20 protein-coding genes are annotated in these 18548 nt (G+C 58.5%); 9 read left to right on the top strand and 11 right to left on the bottom strand.

From position 1 onward, the window contains the following. Positions 1-129 precede the first annotated feature (129 nt). Complete coding sequence (locus B0G80_RS44470; RefSeq protein ID WP_116124078.1) at positions 130-1209, bottom strand: GlxA family transcriptional regulator; 1080 nt, start codon at positions 1207-1209, stop codon at positions 130-132. A 320-nt stretch (positions 1210-1529) separates the two neighbouring features. Here B0G80_RS44470 and B0G80_RS44465 point away from each other — a divergent pair, with 320 nt between their 5' ends. The 5 genes from B0G80_RS44465 (at position 1530) to B0G80_RS44445 (ending at position 6478) form a co-directional block, all read left to right on the top strand. After that, a complete protein-coding gene (locus B0G80_RS44465; protein ID WP_116124077.1) occupies positions 1530-2654 on the top strand; it encodes a branched-chain amino acid ABC transporter substrate-binding protein in 1125 nt (374 codons plus the stop codon). A gap of 176 nt (positions 2655-2830) precedes the next feature. Continuing rightward, positions 2831-3781, top strand: a complete 951-nt coding sequence (locus B0G80_RS44460) for a branched-chain amino acid ABC transporter permease (protein WP_116124076.1) — start codon at positions 2831-2833, stop codon at positions 3779-3781. A gap of 18 nt (positions 3782-3799) precedes the next feature. Beyond that, positions 3800-4969 (top strand): branched-chain amino acid ABC transporter permease, encoded by a 1170-nt coding sequence (locus B0G80_RS44455; protein WP_116124075.1) that lies wholly within the window; start codon positions 3800-3802, stop codon positions 4967-4969. A 19-nt stretch (positions 4970-4988) separates the two neighbouring features. Further along, the gene (locus B0G80_RS44450) at positions 4989-5762 is read left to right on the top strand and encodes an ABC transporter ATP-binding protein (RefSeq protein WP_095418433.1); all 774 of its coding nucleotides are present in this window, start codon (positions 4989-4991) and stop codon (positions 5760-5762) included. Continuing rightward, entirely contained in the window at positions 5762-6478 is a 717-nt protein-coding gene (locus B0G80_RS44445; protein ID WP_012434106.1) for an ABC transporter ATP-binding protein, read from the top strand. Before B0G80_RS44450 ends, B0G80_RS44445 begins: the two co-directional genes overlap by 1 nt. A 311-nt stretch (positions 6479-6789) precedes the next feature. On the opposite strand, the gene B0G80_RS44440 is transcribed toward B0G80_RS44445, so the two are convergent. Continuing rightward, the gene (locus B0G80_RS44440; RefSeq protein ID WP_181920236.1) at positions 6790-8136 is read right to left on the bottom strand and encodes an epoxide hydrolase family protein; all 1347 of its coding nucleotides are present in this window, start codon (positions 8134-8136) and stop codon (positions 6790-6792) included. Between the two features lie 143 nt (positions 8137-8279). Here B0G80_RS44440 and B0G80_RS44435 point away from each other — a divergent pair, with 143 nt between their 5' ends. Then, on the top strand, positions 8280-8537 hold the full coding sequence (locus tag B0G80_RS44435) for a LysR family transcriptional regulator (protein WP_116124073.1): 258 nt from the start codon (positions 8280-8282) through the stop codon (positions 8535-8537). Positions 8538-8716: 179 nt separating this feature from the next. Here the strand turns inward: B0G80_RS44435 and B0G80_RS47710 are convergent, their stop codons facing one another. From B0G80_RS47710 to B0G80_RS44395, 9 genes are all read right to left on the bottom strand, one after another. Continuing rightward, positions 8717-9163, bottom strand: a complete 447-nt coding sequence (locus B0G80_RS47710; RefSeq protein WP_258879289.1) for an SDR family oxidoreductase — start codon at positions 9161-9163, stop codon at positions 8717-8719. Between the two features lie 7 nt (positions 9164-9170). Next, positions 9171-9479 carry an SDR family oxidoreductase gene (locus B0G80_RS47705; RefSeq protein WP_258879288.1) on the bottom strand — a complete coding sequence of 103 codons (309 nt, stop codon included), beginning with the start codon at positions 9477-9479 and terminating at the stop codon, positions 9171-9173. Positions 9480-9508: 29 nt separating this feature from the next. Beyond that, positions 9509-9850, bottom strand: a complete 342-nt coding sequence (locus B0G80_RS44425; RefSeq protein WP_116124072.1) for a carboxymuconolactone decarboxylase family protein — start codon at positions 9848-9850, stop codon at positions 9509-9511. Between the two features lie 112 nt (positions 9851-9962). Beyond that, positions 9963-10517: an OsmC family protein gene (locus B0G80_RS44420; RefSeq protein ID WP_116124071.1), complete on the bottom strand. Its 555-nt coding sequence runs from the start codon at positions 10515-10517 to the stop codon at positions 9963-9965. Between the two features lie 254 nt (positions 10518-10771). After that, positions 10772-11173 (bottom strand): cupin domain-containing protein, encoded by a 402-nt coding sequence (locus B0G80_RS44415; protein WP_181920235.1) that lies wholly within the window; start codon positions 11171-11173, stop codon positions 10772-10774. Between the two features lie 712 nt (positions 11174-11885). After that, positions 11886-12062: a LysR family transcriptional regulator gene (locus tag B0G80_RS48415; protein WP_408969585.1), complete on the bottom strand. Its 177-nt coding sequence runs from the start codon at positions 12060-12062 to the stop codon at positions 11886-11888. A 218-nt stretch (positions 12063-12280) separates the two neighbouring features. Next, positions 12281-13255 carry a LysR family transcriptional regulator gene (locus B0G80_RS44405; RefSeq protein WP_116124069.1) on the bottom strand — a complete coding sequence of 325 codons (975 nt, stop codon included), beginning with the start codon at positions 13253-13255 and terminating at the stop codon, positions 12281-12283. Further along, entirely contained in the window at positions 13243-14133 is an 891-nt protein-coding gene (locus B0G80_RS44400; RefSeq protein WP_116124068.1) for a LysR family transcriptional regulator, read from the bottom strand. Before B0G80_RS44400 ends, B0G80_RS44405 begins: the two co-directional genes overlap by 13 nt. Before the next feature lie 411 nt (positions 14134-14544). Beyond that, positions 14545-15120 (bottom strand): lecithin retinol acyltransferase family protein, encoded by a 576-nt coding sequence (locus B0G80_RS44395; RefSeq protein WP_116124067.1) that lies wholly within the window; start codon positions 15118-15120, stop codon positions 14545-14547. A 536-nt stretch (positions 15121-15656) separates the two neighbouring features. Between B0G80_RS44395 and B0G80_RS44390 the strand changes: the two genes are divergently transcribed. From B0G80_RS44390 to B0G80_RS44375, 3 genes are all read left to right on the top strand, one after another. Then, positions 15657-16220 carry a TetR/AcrR family transcriptional regulator gene (locus B0G80_RS44390; protein WP_116124066.1) on the top strand — a complete coding sequence of 188 codons (564 nt, stop codon included), beginning with the start codon at positions 15657-15659 and terminating at the stop codon, positions 16218-16220. 1174 nt (positions 16221-17394) lie between these two features. After that, positions 17395-17784, top strand: coding sequence for a DUF4148 domain-containing protein (locus tag B0G80_RS44385; protein ID WP_116124168.1), 390 nt, complete (start codon positions 17395-17397; stop codon positions 17782-17784). Between the two features lie 332 nt (positions 17785-18116). Then, the gene (locus tag B0G80_RS44375) at positions 18117-18533 is read left to right on the top strand and encodes an organic hydroperoxide resistance protein (protein ID WP_116124064.1); all 417 of its coding nucleotides are present in this window, start codon (positions 18117-18119) and stop codon (positions 18531-18533) included. The last annotated feature ends 15 nt before the right edge of the window (positions 18534-18548 follow it).

Below are 18548 nucleotides of genomic sequence, written 5' to 3'. Positions count from 1 at the left end.
GTCGCCGGCCCGTTAAACGGACTGTACGGTGCAGTCGGCGTACCGGATTGCATTGATCTGCCGGAAAGTAGAAGAAACGCGACAGGCGCGTGCAAACGAGACTGTCGGCGTCAAGCCGACCTGCGGCGGTCAGATGGCGCCAGCGCCGCGCGGCGCGCGCAGTTTGCCAGGTGTCATCCCATATGCCTCACGAAAGACGCGGATGAAATGGGCGGCGTCCGCGAAGCCGCATTCATAACCGATCTCCGTGATCGTGCGGCTCGTATTGACCAGCATCCAGCGCGCGTAACGTAATCGCATCCGGCGGTAGAATTCGTTCGGCGATGTGTTCATCTCTGCGATGAACGCCCGCTCGAGATTGCGCACGCTAGTGCCAATCATCTTTGCAATGACGGCGATATTGAGCGGTGCTTCGAAATTTTCTTCCATCAATAACACCGCCTGGCGCACGGTAGCATCTTCGACCGACATATAACCGAGCGCCGCGCGCCGCTCAACGAAAGACGAACCACCCGCGCGGCTAACCGTCATCTGATGAATCACCTTTGACGCGCGGTCGGGGCCGCAATGCAGGCTGATCAGGCGCGCGGCCATTTCGACGATGGAAATGCCGCCCGCGCAGGTAGTACGGACGCCATCGATCAGATAGTCGGCGTGCGTCGACACGCGCAGCGTCGGAAACAAGCGGCGGTAATCGTCGAGGTGGAAGCTGTGCACGCAGGCTACGTGGTTTTCCATCAGTCCCGCACGCGCCAGCACGAAGCTGCCGGTACATATGCCGACGAGCGGAATGCCGGCCTCGGCCGCCTGCTTCAGATAGTCCCAATAGCGTCGATCGACCTGATCGAGATGCGGCAGCAGGCCGCCGATCACGACGAGATAGTCAAACTGCGCGACGTCCGGAAACGTGGATTGCGCCTGTACCGGAATTCCACAACTGGCTTCGATCGATTCGTTCTGTGCGCCCACAATCGTCCATAGGCACCGCAGTTGGCGGCTCTGGTCGCCGCGGTCCGCTGCGTGACGCAGCGCATCGCAAAGGCCGCCGAGCGACAGCATCGGAAAACGCGGCCATAGAAGAATGCCGATGCTCAGTTCCGCACCGGAACGGCTTGGGCGAGCCTGAACGGTACGCGGCACCGAATCCAGTCGTTCGACCAGTTGCTGAGCAGAACGAGTCGCTCGGGTGGGATCGTCGGCGGCTAGCATGCGCGACCTCCTAGGTAGATGGCGTCAATTATACGGTGGAGCAATGGCGATTCGCTGCAAAGCCGACCTGCCGCAATTCTTCTATTTCCCGGCAGATCGATGCAATCCCAACGGATTGTGGCCACTTAAATTCAATCCCGCTGACCAACGACACCGTGCCTCGCGCGCGAATCATCGGACGAAGGCAGTAGGAAAACCGACAACGATCCAGCAAACGGCCGTGTGTTTCCTTCGGCGGGCGGCCTTTTCCTTTCGTTCTGGCCAACCACAACTTTTTTTTCAGGTGATGCATGCGTAAAAACACAACCACGGGTCGCTGCATGGCGACGGTCGGCATTCTGGGGATGTTGGCTGCGGCCGCGGTGGGAGTTGCCCGTGCCGACGAGACAGTGAAGATCGGGGAGGCTGCGCCCGTGACAGGACCCGCTTCGTATCTCGGCAAGGACACCGAGAATGGCGCCCGCCTCGCAATTGAGGAGATCAACGAGAGGGGTCTCGCGATTGGCGGAAAAAAGGTGATGCTTGTCTTCGACGCGCAGGACGACGCCGGCGACCCGCGTCAGGCCACCCAGGTCGCCCAGAAGCTGGTTGACCACAAGGTCGTCGCCGTGGTCGGCCACATGCAGTCCGGCTCCACCATTCCGGCGTCAAAGATATACAGCGACGCAGGCATCGTGCAGGTGTCTCCATCCGCTACGAACCCGGTGTATACGCAGCAAGGATTCAAGACCGCGTATCGGGTGGTGGCGACCGATGCGCAGCAAGGTCCGACGCTCGCCGACTATGCGGCCAAGACGCTTAAAGTCAAGACGATAGCGATCGTCGACGACTCGACCGCCTACGGCCAAGGCCTTGCCGTCGAATTTGAAAATCAGGCGAAAGCCAACGGCATCACGGTGCTGTCGCACGATGCGAGCACCGACAAGGCCGTGGATTTCCGGGCGATTCTCACGAAGATCAAGGGCGAAAAGCCGGACGCCATCATGTACGGCGGGCTCGACGGCACGGGCGGACCGTTCGCGAAACAGGCGAAGCAGTTGGGCATAGCAGTGAAAGTGCTTGCGGGCGACGGATTGTGCGCCGATGACCTCGCAAAACTCGCTGGCGACGCAGCCGACAACGTCATTTGCTCGATTGCTGGCGCGCCGTTGCTGAAGATGGCCGGTGGGCCGGCATTCGTCGAGCGCTACAAGAAGCGCTTTGGTTACGCGCCGGTTCTGAATTCACCGTTTGCGTACGACGCGGTGGGTGTCATCGTCGACGCGATGAAGCGCGCGCAATCGACCGAGGCCGAAAAAATCCTCGCGGCGATGCCCGCGACCGATCATCAGGGTGTACTCGGCAGAACGCAGTTCGACTCCAAGGGCGATCTGCGGCATGGTGTGATTTCGCTCTACAAGTATGTCGGCGGTAAACAGGCATTGCTCGGTGTCGTCGAGAAATAGGCGAAGTCTAGCCGTGTTTCTTGTTGTACCGGAATGGTCTCCAGCTTGTAGTCGCTCAGCGGCGCAGGAGCATGCCCCCTGCGCCGTTTTTTTAAGCACCGGACCTCAACGTCCAGATGCGCACCAGTGCGGCGTGGCAGGGACCAGGATTCACGCAGATACGAGGAAAAGGAGACATGGATATTTTCATCCAGCAGGTTCTCAACGGGCTGGTGCTTGGCAGCGTCTACGCCATCATCGCACTGGGCTATACGATGGTTTACGGCATTCTTGGCATCATCAACTTCGCTCACGGCGATGTGTTGATGGTGGGCGCGATGGTCGCGCTCTCCGCCATAGGCGTGCTGCAGAACCACTTCCCAGGCCTGGGCAATGTGCCGACGCTCATCATCGCGCTGATCATTGCGGCCATTGTGTGCGCGGCGGTCGGCTACACGATCGAGCGCGTGGCCTACCGGCCGTTGCGCAAAGCGCCGCGTCTCGCCCCGCTGATCACCGCAATCGGCGTGTCGATCCTGCTGCAAACCCTCGCGATGATGATCTGGTCGCGCAACCCGCTGCCATTCCCGCAGCTGTTGCCCACCGACCCGCTCAACGTGATCAAGGCCACCGACACGACGCCTGGTGCCGTGATCTCGATGACTGAAATCGTGATCATCGTGGTGGCGTTCCTCGTGATGGGCGGCCTGCTGCTGCTGGTCCACAAGACCAAGCTCGGCCGCGCCATGCGGGCCATCGCTGAAAACCCGGGCAATGCCTCGCTGATGGGCGTGAACCCGAACTTCGTGATCTCGGCCACCTTCATGATCGGCTCGGCGCTCGCCGCTCTGGCCGGCGTGATGATCGCGTCGGAATACGGCAACGCGCACTTCTATATGGGCTTCATCCCCGGCCTGAAGGCCTTTACCGCAGCGGTGCTCGGCGGGATCGGCAATCTCGGCGGCGCGATGGTGGGCGGCGTGATTCTTGGGCTGATCGAACAGTTGGGCGCCGGCTATATCGGCAACCTCACTGGCAGTGTGTTCGGCAGTAACTATCAGGACGTGTTCGCTTTCATCGTGCTGATCATCGTGCTGGTGTTCCGTCCGTCGGGCCTGCTTGGCGAACGTGTTGCGGATCGCGCCTGATCCCGGGAGAAAACAGACATGACCTCAATTCAACCGATCGAGCCGTCCACGACGCTCATCCCTGAAAAGAACCTGACGAACACGCTGACCGTCGGCATCATCACCGCGATCTTCGTGATCGCCGCGCCGATGATCATCGGCACCGCCGGCGGCAACTACTGGGTCCGCGTGCTCGACTTCGCGATGCTGTACGTGATGCTGGCACTCGGTCTCAATGTCGTGGTCGGCTTTGCCGGCCTGCTCGACCTGGGTTATATCGCCTTTTACGCGGTTGGCGCCTACACCGCGGCGCTGTTATCCTCGCCGCATCTGTCCTCGCAGTTCGAGTGGATCGCGCATCTCGCGCCGAATGGCCTGCACGTGCCGTTCCTGATCATCGTGCCGTGCGCGATGGCCGTCGCCGCGTTCTTCGGCGTGATTCTCGGCGCACCGACGCTGCGTCTGCGCGGCGACTACCTCGCCATCGTGACGTTGGGCTTCGGGGAAATTGTGCGGATCTTCCTGAACAACCTCGACCGTCCGGTGAACATCACCAATGGCCCGAAGGGGATCACGGGGATCGACCCGGTGCACGTCGGCGACTTCAGCCTCGCGCAAACGCACTCGCTGTTCGGCTTCCAGTTCCCGTCGGTGTACTCGTACTACTACCTGTTCGTGCTCGCCGCGTTGCTGGTGATCTGGGTGTGTACGCGCCTGCAGCACTCGCGTATCGGCCGTGCATGGGCCGCGATCCGCGAAGACGAAATCGCCGCCAAGGCGATGGGCATCAACACCCGCAACGTGAAGCTGCTGGCGTTTGCGATGGGCGCGTCGTTCGGCGGCCTGTCCGGCGCGATGTTCGGCTCGTTCCAGGGCTTCGTGTCGCCGGAATCGTTCACGCTGCCGGAGTCGATCGTGGTGCTGGCGTGCGTGGTGCTGGGCGGCATGGGCCACATTCCGGGCGTGATTCTCGGCGCGGTGCTGCTCGCGGTGCTGCCGGAATTCCTGCGCTCGACGATGGGCCCGCTGCAGAACATGGTGTTCGGCCATGAAATCGTCGATACGGAAGTGATCCGTCAGCTGGTCTACGCACTCGCGATGGTGCTGATCATGCTGTACCGCTCGGAAGGCTTGTGGCCGTCGCCCAAGCATGAAGACAAGATCGCGAAACTGTCGAAGCGCAGCGGCAAGAAGCCGGTGCGCGCCTAAGCACCGCCGGAGAAAAAACATGAGCGATAACATTCGACTGTCGGTGAAAGGGGTCAACAAACGCTTCGGCGGTTTGCAGGCGCTGTCCGACGTCGGGCTTGAAATCAAGTCCGGCCAGATTTACGGTCTGATCGGCCCGAACGGCGCCGGCAAGACGACCTTCTTCAACGTGATCACGGGCCTGTACACGCCGGATTCGGGCGAGTTCAAGCTCGACGGCGAGAACTACACGCCGACCGCGGTGTATCAGGTGGCGAAAGCCGGCATCGCGCGCACGTTCCAGAACATCCGTCTGTTCGGCGGCATGACCGCGCTGGAAAACGTGATGGTCGGGCGCCACGTGCGCACCAAGCACGGCCTGCTGGGCGCGGTGTTCCAGACGCCGGCCGAGCGCAAGGAAGAGCGCGAGATCAAGGAACGCGCGATCGAACTGCTGGAATACGTCGGCATTGCGCAGTACGCGGACTACACGTCGCGCAACCTGTCGTACGGCCATCAGCGTCGACTGGAAATCGCGCGCGCGCTGGCAACCGATCCGAAGCTGCTCGCGCTGGACGAACCGGCCGCCGGCATGAACGCGACGGAAAAGGTCGAGCTGACCAAGCTGCTCGACAAGATTCGCGCGGACGGCAAGACGATTCTGCTGATCGAGCACGATGTGAAGCTCGTGATGGGTCTGTGCAACCAGATGACGGTGCTCGACTACGGCAAGGTGATTGCGCAAGGTCTGCCGCAGGACGTGCAGAAGGATCCGAAGGTGATCGAAGCTTATCTGGGTGCGGGGGTCCACTAATGGCTACAGCAATGTTGAAAATCAAGGGCCTGCAGGTCAATTACGGCGGCATCCAGGCAGTCAAGGGGATTGACCTCGAGGTTGCGCAGGGCGAGCTGGTCACACTGATCGGCGCGAACGGCGCGGGCAAGACCACGACGATGAAGGCGATCACGGGTCTCAAGCCGTACACGATCGGCGACATCGAGTACATGGGCGAATCGATCAAGGGCGTGCCGCCGCATCTGCTGCTCAAGAAAGGTCTCGCGATGGTGCCGGAAGGGCGCGGCATCTTCGCGCGCATGTCGATCGTCGAGAACATGCAGATGGGCGCTTATCTGCGTACGGATACGGACGGCATCAAGGCGGACGTGGATCGCATGTTCGGCTTCTTCCCGCGTCTGAAGGAACGTGCGGCGCAGTACGCCGGCACGCTTTCGGGCGGCGAACAGCAAATGCTGGCGATGGCGCGCGCGATCATCTCGCGTCCGAAGCTGTTGCTGCTGGACGAGCCGTCGATGGGTCTGTCGCCGATCATGGTCGAGAAGATCTTCGAAGTGGTGCGGGCGATCTCGGCTGAAGGCATGACCGTGCTGCTGGTCGAACAGAACGCGCGTCTCGCGCTGCAGGCGGCGAATCGCGGCTACGTGATGGACTCGGGTCTGGTCACGATGTCGGGTGACGCGAAGCAGATGCTGGATGATCCGAAGGTGCGGGCGGCTTATCTGGGTGAGTGAGTGGGTGAACTGCCTCGTGTACCTGCCCTGAAGCACTGCCGTCGTTAAACTGGAAATACTTGACGGATAATTCGAGCCACAGACCGATAAGAACGTTAAATCGGACATTCATCTGCCAAATCTGAGAGTCCGCAACGAGGTCTTTCACTGTCCTTCGCTGTCCCGGGTAACGGTTGTCGGTGTAGACGCGTGTGATCAAGGTCCGGTTGCGGTATCCGGCTGGCAGGTCGTATCGCCCGCACGGGAGCCGGCATGTGCCATGCAGGCGCCCGCTAGTGCCGCAGTCGCCGTCAGCATCGAAACCGTTCGTCTCATGGGCTTGTCCCTGCTGCCCTGGTGCGCAGCGGCCGGAATGAAGCGCGGACTTCTTCAGAGAACAGTTGCGGCTGCTCCCATGCCGCAAAGTGCCCGCCTCGGGCGGCATCGTGGAAGTAAATGAGGTTTGGATAGGCGCGTCGCACCCACGTTTGCGGCGGACGATAGACGTCCTCCGGAAACACAGTGACGGCGACCGGAAGCGAGATCTCACTGGTTTTCTGGGCGGCCGCAAACAGCGGGCTTCGCCCCATGTTCTCCCAGTACAACCGCCCTGCCGATGCAGCACTACCCGTCAACCAGTACAGCGTGAAGTCGTCGAGCACATCGTCTTTTGTCGGTGGCGTTTGAGGATCGCTGCCATATGTCCACCGGGCGAAACCAGGATGGCCGAGCATGAACGCCGCGAGGAAGGCTGGCGAATCGGCCACGCCATAGCCGATGGTCTGGGGCCGCGCCCCAAGCATCGTGACGTAGGCCGCGTTTCCCTGTTTCGTGTAGTTCAAAAGCGCATCGAACGTGGCCCGTTCGTCTGCCGAAAGGCCCGCCGGCGCGGGCCCGCCCGCGGCAAGCGCCGCTGCCGCCTCTGGCGGAATCGCTGCCGCCAGATTGAGGTGAATACCGAGCAAGCCCGCTGGAGCCTGGCGCGCCATCGCACTAGTAACCGGCGCACCCCAGTCACCGCCCTGAGCAACGTAGTGGCTGTAGCCAAGGCGATGCATCAGTTCCTCCCACACCCGCGCGATGTGATCAGGATCCCAGCCGGTGTTTTTCGGCTTGCCCGAAAAGCCGTAGCCCGGAATGGACGGGATCACGAGATCAAACGCGTCGTCTGCGCTGCCGCCGTAGGCGGTGGGATCTGTGAGCGGACCGATGACCTTGGTGAACTCGAACACCGAGCCTGGCCAACCGTGAGTGACGATCATCGGCAACGCATTGGGACGTGCGGACCGTACCCATATGAAATGGATGTCCACGCCGTCGATGTTGGTCGTGTATTGCGGCAATGCGTTGAGCCGAACTTCGGCCTTGCGCCAGTCGTAGTTCGTTCCCCAGTAGCGGACGAGCTTCTGCATCTCTTCGAGCTGAGCGCCTTGGGACCGATCCGCCACCGTCTCCTTGTCGGGCCAGTGAGTCACAGCGATGCGTCGGCGCAGATCCGCGAGCTGTGCGTCGGAAACGTGGATGTGGAATGGGCGAATGGCCTTCACAGGATCCGGTGCCAGGGCATTCTGTACATGCAGGGGCTGCACGACCCCCGATTCGTCCGCTGACGCCGCGTGACTGATCACTGAGAGTGCAAGAGCAGCGGCAATGGCCGCCGAAGTCAGTTTGATCATCATTTTTTCCGTTGAACTTCTTCCGTTGAGTTGGAACGTTGAATGAGTCCGCCGTCAGGGCCGCGCCCGGAACAGAATTTATCCCCTTCGAAACATGTCGAATGGACGATATCTTTAAGAGACATCCTTCCACGAGGTGAAAGGCGATGGATCGACCTGATGCCATGACCGTCTTGCTTGCGGCCGTCGATAACGGGAGTCTTTCTGCGGCGAGCCGCCAATTAAGCATCCCGCTGGTTACCGTCAGCCGACGGGTGTCCGAGTTGGAGGAGCATCTGAAGATCCGCCTGCTGCTGCGCGGCAACCGCAAGCTCGTGCTCACCGACGCGGGCCGTGCTTACGTCGCAGCATGCCGGCGGATCATGGTAGACATCGCGGAAGCTGGGGTTGATCCCTGCATATAACCGCCTTCTCATGCTAGGCACCTAAAGGCGGATCCGACCGCGGGAAGTGGGGACATATTGCCGAAGTTGAACTCACGGCAGTCGGACAAATGCTGGCTTGGTCGCGGCAATACATGTGTCAGCGCTGCCGGTGACCTTCGCGTTTGGTAACGCGAAGGATCTCGTACGGACGGAACTCGTCAGAGTTCGCCAAAGCCGCCATCGACCACCAGTTCGGAGCCGAGCATGTATCCGGATGCATCGCTTGCCAGGAAGAGCACGGCCTGCGCGATTTCATCGGGTCGTCCCAGTCTCCCGAACGGAATCATCTTCGCTGCGCCCGCCAGGTACTCCTTGAATTCCCCTTCGGTCTGCCCCGGATGTTCCGACTGTCCTACACCCCGAAGGATAGGCGTGTCGATCAGGCCGGGGCTCACCGCGTTGACGCGGATCCGCCGTGGCAACAGCTCAGCCGAAAACGTTCGAGCAAATGAACGCACCGCCGCTTTGCTGGCGGACAGCGCCGCGCGACCTGGGACGCCGACCTGGTTGAGCCAAGCGGTGTTCAAAATCACCGACGCACCCTCGCGCAGGACGGGTTCGACAGCCTGCAGGGAAAAGAAAACGGATTTGACGTTCGTATCCATAAGCGCGTCATAGGCTTCCTCGGTGGTCGTCGCCAGCGGCGTAACGAAAGCCCACCCCGGCGTTTGCGAAAAACACGTCCAGGCCGCCGATTGATTCCTTGATCGCTGAAACCATATTCGCAAGGCTGTCTCGCGAGAGCACGTCGACCTGGAGTGCAATCACGTCGTCGCCAATCTCCTTGCGTGCGGCCTCAAGCTTATTCGCTTCGCGTCCGGCGATAACAACGCGTGCGCCGTTTGCATGCATCAATTTTGCAGTGGCCAGTCCGATACCTGAGGCTCCGCCGGTGATAAGTGCAGTTTTTCCTTTGAGCATTTTGTCATTTCCTTTCAGTTTCTAAGTGGTCAGGCTTGCTTGAGCGCGTCCATCGCGTCGAGTACATGCGTGCTGTACACCATGGCCGCGCCGGCATTCAGATTGATGGCAACGCCGAGCGCTTCAGCCATCTCTTCGTTGGTTACGCCGAGCTTCACGGCTTCGGCAGCATGGAAAGCAATGCAACCATCGCAGCGCGTCGTAACTGCGACGGCCAGCGCGATCAATTCTCGCGTCTTGGCACCGAGGTGATTCGTCTTTACACCGGCGCTGCCCATAAGAGCAGCGCCACGCAAGGTGTCCGGTGTGCGGGTGGATAGTTCCTTGAGGCGTACGTTGATACTTTGGATGGTTTCTTTCCAGTCGAACATGTAGAATCTCCCCTTCTAGATTTGGACTCCGAATTAACTGGACGTTTGGAATGTTCTGTTGCATCGGTCAGTCCGGAACAACTCTGCTTCGATATTCGAGGACGCGTGATCCTCAGTTGTGAGCAACTACGAGCGTCGGCACCATGCGAACGGCTTTTGAGAGATTGGCCAGATTAACCGATCTCTTAAGAACTGTTTGATGAATGTCTTCGATTTCTTCTGGCGTCCCGTCTGCATCGATCAGAATAGTATATTGAACCTCATCGAATCCGGGATTTATGCTCTCGTCAATGCCGAGGAAGCCTCGGATGTCGAGTTCGCCAGACGTCTCGATCTGCAATGAGCGTATAGAAATACCCTTCATTGCCGCGACAGTGACGTACGTTACCGAGATGCAAGAATTCAAGCCTGCCATCAGCAACTCGACAGGATTCGGGCCCGTATCGCGGCCACCTAACTCAGTCGGCTCGTCGCCGACAATGGTGAAGCTGCGCTTGTAATACTCGTCGCCCAAGCTGTAGCCATCCACTGTAGCAACAGTCCTAGTTTGTCCGTCCCAAGCAGTTTTCACTCCAAATCTCGCTTTTGGATTAGTGCCCGGCGAACCCGCCACAGCCGACATTCTGGCAACTGCAGCGATATCAATGCCATTAACGTACGCATCCATTTTTCCGCTCCTCCAGCCGACGAATCCCCGGTCCCCACGACCAGATCATCGCGACCAAATCCACTGTACCGGGATAGTACCAACTAGTTGGTAGGTTTTCAATAGAGGCAGATCACGTCGTTCGCGAAGCAGATCGCCTATTCGTACCAATCAGACTCGGAAGCTTGCGTGCGAAGCACGCTTGTCACGGTGGTTGATCGTGAACGCGCTCGAATTGCGGCTGCATACACAGTCGCGACGAAGATCTTGCGGGGTCACTTGATCACCTCGATCAGCGGCTTGCCAGTCTCAACGATATACGTCGCAAGTTCAGTACCGTTGTCACGTCCGACGTTCTTGGCGCTATGCGCGACACCGGCGGGGATGAACAAAACATCACCAGTCTTGAGCGTGACGGGAGGATTACCCTCAAGGTGATATTCGAGTGAACCCTCAAGTACGTAGACAACCTCTGCGCCCGGGTGTCTGTGACCTGGTGCAACCATGCCGGGGTCGATGTCGACGCGCGCCTGGACGACTTGCCATCCCGGAATGCTGAGTTCGTGCCGTTGCAGATCTGTGCGATGCACGCCCGACTGCTGCGCAGCAATGGACGTGGACACTAATGCGCCCGCGAGGACAAGGCCCATCGCACCTACAACTCGAGTGGTTTTCACTTGACTCTCCCTTTCCCATGCTTTCGTACTTAAGCATCCCGTTAGCGAGATCCGATACGATCCAGATTTACGGCACCCTCAGGCGCGATCCATTAAGCTCGACTGATTGCGTACCTCTGCGCCGTCAAGACAAACGATATAGAAAAGGCAGCTACGAATAAAGCCAGCTAAGTCAGACGCTGCGTTTCAATATCCAACAAACGCACAACAACGAAAAGCAGACTAGCGCCTTGCCGCAACGCCTTTCATATACCTATGTTTCCACGTAGTCTCGCTCCCATCGGGCGAGACATGGCAGCACAGTTTCCAATGCTGTGCCAGTCGTTTTTTGGTGATGGGATGATGCGCCAAATCTGAAGGTGATGCTGCCCTGAACTGTAGAAGGACATTTACGAATACGGCAGCCACTACGGCGGTGGCAGCGCTCGATGGCGCCGCCGCTTCTGCGCAGGATAAGTGCGACCTGAAAGTGCCCGGCGGACTCGCGTTCGATGAGTTCAAGAGATAGGAGCATTGGGAGGTCGTCTCAAGCTCGTCGTTGCCAATCCAGTGGCGACAGCTGCCTATCGAGCGGTGTTCCAGTAGATGGAAAGCCTTTTGCTAAAAGATCAAAGTAGGCGAAGATCGACTGGGAACCAAAAACATGGCACCCTTGCCGATGCTCCCTACGACGAGAAACGGCCGGTCACCGTGTATAACGCCGACTTAACGTTCAGGACGCCAAGAGCGATAGGCGCCACGTTGAACGCTGGATCAGGCGCAGGCGAAGCTGCTCCTCCATTTGCCGGAGGTGGCGGCGGACAAAATTGCACGGTATTCCTAGGCGCCGCGCTGCCCCAGCGGAAATGTCAGCGCGAAGTACATTGACGAACAGGGCGACGTCATTCAGGTCCCGTATGGCATCTCAATTCGCTAGATCTTCGGATACACAACCGAATCGCGCACCATGCTGTCTGGCGCCCTCGACCGAAGCACTCTCCCGCTCTCGCAGGGCGAAAAAAGGTCGAATCCAATTTGCCAATCGGTGCAAGCTGACGCCTTACGGTGCGGGCACTTCGTGGAGCCCCGAGATCCTGAAACCGATGTCGCGGCGCTTTAGCTTGCCGACTACACCGCCAGCTTGGTTATAGTTTTATCTACTACATCAGGGCGACCAGCGAACGTCTCTTGCGCAGGGAGCGTTGTCAGTGACCCTGCGAGAAGTTCTGCTATCCAGTCAATGAATACCCGCAGCTTTGCGTTCATGCGCCGGTTTGGCGGATAGACGATATGAAGGGGCAAAGCACTTGCATGCCAATCGGGCAACACGCGGAGCAGTGTGTGATTAGCCATATGCGGTGCTGCCATGAACATGCTGATGACAGCCATCCCGAGCCCCGCCAATGCCGCCGACACCATCGCATATCCATCGTCTACGGCAATGGTTGACGTAGCGACCAGCTCGCATCGATCGTCGCTGGACTGCAATGCATACTGGTGACGTACGCAACCTTTGAGGAAGTAGGAGATGACCCGGTGCTGCCCATTCTCAATATCGGACGGACTCTGCGGAACGCCAAAGCGCTCCAGGTATGTTGGAGAGGCACACAGAATGCGGCGAATGTCGCCGACTTTGCGAGCGACAAGAGAGGGGTCCATTACCCGACCTACGTGAAGCGCGCAATCTATATTCTCACCGAGAATGTCCATCGGGCGATCGCCGACTGTTATGTCGATCTCAATGTCAGGGTAGCGGCCACAGAATTCGTCTATTGCCGGCAGAAGAATCCCGTTGGCAATTTCCGACGGTGTGCCGACGCGCAATTTGCCTCTCGGAGAAGCTGTAGCGCGGGATATGCGCGTTTCAAGGTCTTCCATTTCATTGAGCAAGCGCACGACACATTCGTAGTACGAAGCTCCGTCCGGCGTCGCAATCACGCGACGGGTGGAGCGGTTGAGTAGCGGTGTTCGAAGCGTCTGCTCCAGCGACTGAATCAGGCGGCTTAACTGACCTTTCGGAATGCCGATAGAGTCGGCAGCTTTAGTGAAGGTGCCGGCCTCAATGACCCGCACAAAGGCTTTCATCGCACTTAACTTGTCCATGTACCTGTCCAGTCAATGAATACCCGCAGCTTTGCGTTCATGCGCCGGTTTGGCGGATAGACGATATGAAGGGGCAAAGCACTTGCATGCCAATCGGGCAACACGCGGAGCAGTGTGTGATTAGCCATATGCGGTGCTGCCATGAACATGCTGATGACAGCCATCCCGAGCCCCGCCAATGCCGCCGACACCATCGCATATCCATCGTCTACGGCAATGGTTGACGTAGCGACCAGCTCGCATCGATCGTCGCTGGACTGCAATGCATACTGGTGACGTACGCAACCTTTGAGGAAGTAGGAGATGACCCGGTGCTGCCCATTCTCAATATCGGACGGACTCTGCGGAACGCCAAAGCGCTCCAGGTATGTTGGAGAGGCACACAGAATGCGGCGAATGTCGCCGACTTTGCGAGCGACAAGAGAGGGGTCCATTACCCGACCTACGTGAAGCGCGCAATCTATATTCTCACCGAGAATGTCCATCGGGCGATCGCCGACTGTTATGTCGATCTCAATGTCAGGGTAGCGGCCACAGAATTCGTCTATTGCCGGCAGAAGAATCCCGTTGGCAATTTCCGACGGTGTGCCGACGCGCAATTTGCCTCTCGGAGAAGCTGTAGCGCGGGATATGCGCGTTTCAAGGTCTTCCATTTCATTGAGCAAGCGCACGACACATTCGTAGTACGAAGCTCCGTCCGGCGTCGCAATCACGCGACGGGTGGAGCGGTTGAGTAGCGGTGTTCGAAGCGTCTGCTCCAGCGACTGAATCAGGCGGCTTAACTGACCTTTCGGAATGCCGATAGAGTCGGCAGCTTTAGTGAAGGTGCCGGCCTCAATGACCCGCACAAAGGCTTTCATCGCACTTAACTTGTCCATGTACCTGTCTTGGCGGGATCCGGTTCAACCACCCGAAAGCGCGCTCGCCTCCTTAGTCACCGCGCGGGCCGCATCGCGCAAGAAAGGCGGCCATGGCCTGGACCTCCGTCACGTCAGGGGACGAGACATCGAGTGTCCAGCCACGTGGAACGATCCCTATCTCAACCAGGTAAGCGAGTTACGCCGAAGAGGATCCTGTCCGGAGCAGCTTAGCGCCTCACCTCAGGCCCAACCAGGCGGCGCTACGGGCACGAACTGGTCCAAATTTGGTGGCAATCTCACCGCCACTTACTCTTCAGGATGTTCTCTGGCCGACAGTTCCGCCGCGACCGCGAGGGACCCTTCCGTTTTCAAAAACCTATTGGTGCGCGTACAGCGGACAATCGCCCACAATCGGGCGAATTCGGCTTATCAGAACCCCATGCAGATGTGCCGATGGCAAAACGCCCATATCCTCCTTGGCAGCCTCGTCCATTGCCTTAACTCGCGCAATTCCGCCTCCATCTTTTCATCAAGAATATTCTCAGGGTCCTTGCTTTCGCACATACCGCAAACTATGCCGACGATGGCATTAACCGCTTGCCATGGATGGCTCAGCAGCGCTGCTACTTGGTGACTGTGACTCTCGCCGAAAATGCACCATGAGCAAAAATGCTCGCAGTTGTTAGTAAGAAGGTGGTATTTGTCTTCGCCCACTCTTGATACAGCACGCCGGACGATCTCAGTGCCGACGAAGCTTGCCTGTTGTTCCGTTTCGACGCTTATGCCATGGCCATTTGCAAAGCACGTCAGGGAAGTCATCTCGATCGGCCCGCAACGCAGAAATCCTTTGAACCCGATATAGTGGATCACCTGTCCATCACCAGCATAGATGCCGTGATGAAGGTAGCCTCGTCGCCGTGTAACCAGATGCGTGCCCGGAGCAAGTTCCTCTGCCCCTCCGGCAGATCCCTGCGCGGATTCGACGTGTTGGTTTCGATCACTCATCTCTCACCCCGTTACGAGTGATATCTCGTCGGCGCAAATGACTGAAGTTAGAGCGCGTCGGGGATACGCCGAAACCATTCCTGGTTGCGCCCGCAGTTCGACGATCGGGACGCAGCGTTTGTATGGGCTGGCGAGGTCTTCGAGTCGCGAGGTACGTCGATAATTACGGCAGGCGGTCCTCGTTGAGGCAACCGGTAGGAATTCCGACTTCCAGATCTGGGCCACTTCTGCACTCCTCGCACCACTTGCGATGGAAACAGCGTAAAGCCTTTATCTGACTGGAACTAGTGGCGCAGGCGGCATGGACTCGTCCAAGTTTGGCTGGAATCTTCGCGCTACTCGGCGTTCATTTTCGATTCACCTCGCAGCCGTCCACCCGAAAAGAAGTGGCGGTCGGGATTGCGACGAACGGCTCCTGCCAGCGCACGGTTTTGATTTCGATTCGCCACAATATGCCGACTAGTTGGTAGAATAATGGGTGTTCATTATATTTTGCGCAGCCAGAGCGCTTACAACTCGGTGGAAGAGGTGGATGAATGCCCGTAGGAACCCGCGATGCACTGCTAAATGCCGCCGAGCACATGATGCGCTCGAAGGGGTATGCCGCTTTTAGCTATGCGGACCTTGTCGACGAAGTGGGAATCCGGAAGGCAAGCATTCACCATCACTTTCCGACGAAAGAAGACCTTGGCGTTGCCATCGTCGAGGGTTACATTGACCGGGTCAAAAGCGAATTCGAGCGCATCGAGCAAGAGAGCGATAAGTTGATTGACCGGCTGTCCGGCTTCACGCGTGGCTTTCAGGATGGTCTCCTCGTCGGCAGGCTGCCGCTTTGCGGGGCACTGGCCGCGGAAATGGCTGTGCTACCGGGGCGCTTGCAGACGCTCACCTATGAGTTTTTCGATATGCAGCTCCAATGGTTGACCAAAATCCTGGATCATGCCATTTCGCGTAAGCAGATCCCCGCCAAGACGGATACTGAAATGAAGGCCTATCAAATACTGAGTTTGATGGAAGGATCAAGCTTTGTTTCGTGGGCCATGCGGGATCGTGGACCTATCGACGCGTCCGCGCTTCTCAATGTCATCAAGGCACGGTGACGGCGCGCAGACATGTTTCGTTGGAGCGGATTCGGGGGCAACAATGCGAACGAGATGCACGCTGTGAGCTACTTGAGCCGCAACGCCTAGATGTAGTTTCGCCACGAGAGCGCCGACCTGCCTCCAATGCTTGTCTCGAAGATGGCTCAAAGGCTTTCGCACACAGTCAATTCTTAGCGCACCGCGCGGCCTCCAGTTTGCACGATAGCTCAATCGCCTCGCGATAAAGTGTTTCCTTGTTGCCGAACACCGTCTAGATGCTTGGCGAGTCGAAACGCATTGCATCGACAAGGTCCGACATTGGGCACGTGTCGAGCCCTTTTCCCCAAAAAAATTCATCGCATTCGGAACAGCAGTTTACCGTTCAAATTCTCTTGGTCTGCCACGTCCTCTGGCGAGAAATGTGGTCGCCCGTGAGCACCGGCGAAATGGCCATCGCCTTGCGAACACTGACCTTGATTGGGAACGCAAGCTGCTCTTCCACTAGTTGTCGCGTGGGTCATCGGACGTTTTGCGGATGACCAGATAGAGGCGATATAACGCAACGCTGGCGCCGCTTCCTGGCACCGATCTCAATAGCTGCGATTGCATCGACGCGGCTCGCCGACATCGCCCTGCACTTTCCGCCGTCGTCCAACTCCTTCAAAGCATCATTGTTCTTTCGAGTGGCACGGTGGCAATGACGCCTGGTGTTCATCGTGATCCTTCTTGACTGAATTGCAGCGAACTCGAACACGGGCACCTCGTCTAGTTCACCGGGATCGCGACAACGGGCAAATATAGACAACTAAACCGCTTTGAGAAGGCAACTGCATGCGTGTCAGTGTTGCATGCGCGCACATATTGAAACGGTGCGTCCGGCGTGGATGGCTTTATCCGCGAACGGTTCGCACCTATTGTTCCCCCTACCGATTCGGTACGCGTCAACATCTGAGCGTTGATCAGTTGCAGCGCGTGGCTCACCCGGCCCCTCGAAGCCGTATCAACCTGATCCTTTTTTGGAGTCACCCGCATGCTCGGTTTCCACACCAGTGTCGTGCGTTTCCTTGTCGCTTACCTTCCGGTCCAGACGATCCGTGCGGGAGTTATTTCGATTGTCCTTAATGCATCGACGCCGGACGGCTTCTTAACCATGGGGCATTCTGAAACTCACTTTTTATAAGGTATGCAGATTATGAAACTTGCTCAACGGCTCGTCATTGCTGCAATCGTAGCCACTCCCGCTCTATCGTTCGCGCAATCAAGTCAACCGGTAACACGCAATCAGGTACGTCAGGAGTTGATTGAGTTGCAAAAGAACGGATACGTCCCCTCCAGTGATCAGACGCAGTATCCAAAGAACATCGAAGCGGCGTTGGAACGCATTCGCGTCAAGAGCCAAGCTACGGCAACGTCGCCTGGACGTTCGGTCGCCGCGAGCTCGACTGCCATACAGACGGAGCAATCCGGCACGAGCCGCATCGGAGTGTCGCCGAAGACGCGTTCTGACGTGCTCCGGGAATTGGCGCAGGCGCAGCAGGACGGCCAGCTCGCCAAGCTCCGCAGGCTCTATCACGGGAACTGAAGCTGCTCATTTATCCGATTATCTGAGGGTCCATCATGAACAAGCAATTCATCACCGCCTTCCTCATAGCAGCCAGTGCAGCTGCTCCGGGGTCCGTTTTTGCAAGCGGCTACGGTCCGGCCCCGCACTACGACCCTATCGCTGGAGCACCAGCGTCGCAACGGGGGCCGAGTAGCCAAACCATCGTCATCGATCAGGCCCGCGCCGATCACCCCAGGCGGGCGTTCGGCGGCAGGACCAGTACAACATCGCAGTCGGGTACCCGGCTCCCGGATCGCGATCTTTCTTCCACCTACTTGCATCACTAATGCGGCCACGGCAAGGAGTTCATCATGCCTCAAATTGACAAACTGTTATACACAGGCAAGGCCCACACCACGGGCGGACGCGACGGCGCATCACGCAGTTCAGACGGACGCCTCGACGTCATGCTCTCGCCGCCTGGATCGACGGGCAGCGGGACGAATCCCGAGCAGATGTTCGCGGCCGGCTGGTCCGCCTGTTTCATTAGCGCCATGGGACTGGCGGCCGCAAAGATGAAGTTCAAGCTGCCCTCCGATACGGCCGTCGACGCCGAGGTCGACTTGCGCATCAGCGATGGTGCGTACTTTCTGGCGGCTCGGCTGAACGTCACCTTGTCAGGTATGGAGCGCGAAGTTGCTGAGGCGCTAGCGCGCGCTGCGCACGAGAGCTGCCCGTACTCAAAGGCGACGCGCGGAAACATCGATGTGGTCATCAGTGTGGTCTGAATGCGGAGATGGGGG

Origin of the sequence: Paraburkholderia sp. BL6669N2 (assembly GCF_003387275.1) — a bacterium.
In the GTDB taxonomy this organism is placed as follows: Bacteria; Pseudomonadota; Gammaproteobacteria; order Burkholderiales; family Burkholderiaceae; genus Paraburkholderia.
This window is presented reverse-complemented; position numbering and strand designations above follow the sequence as displayed.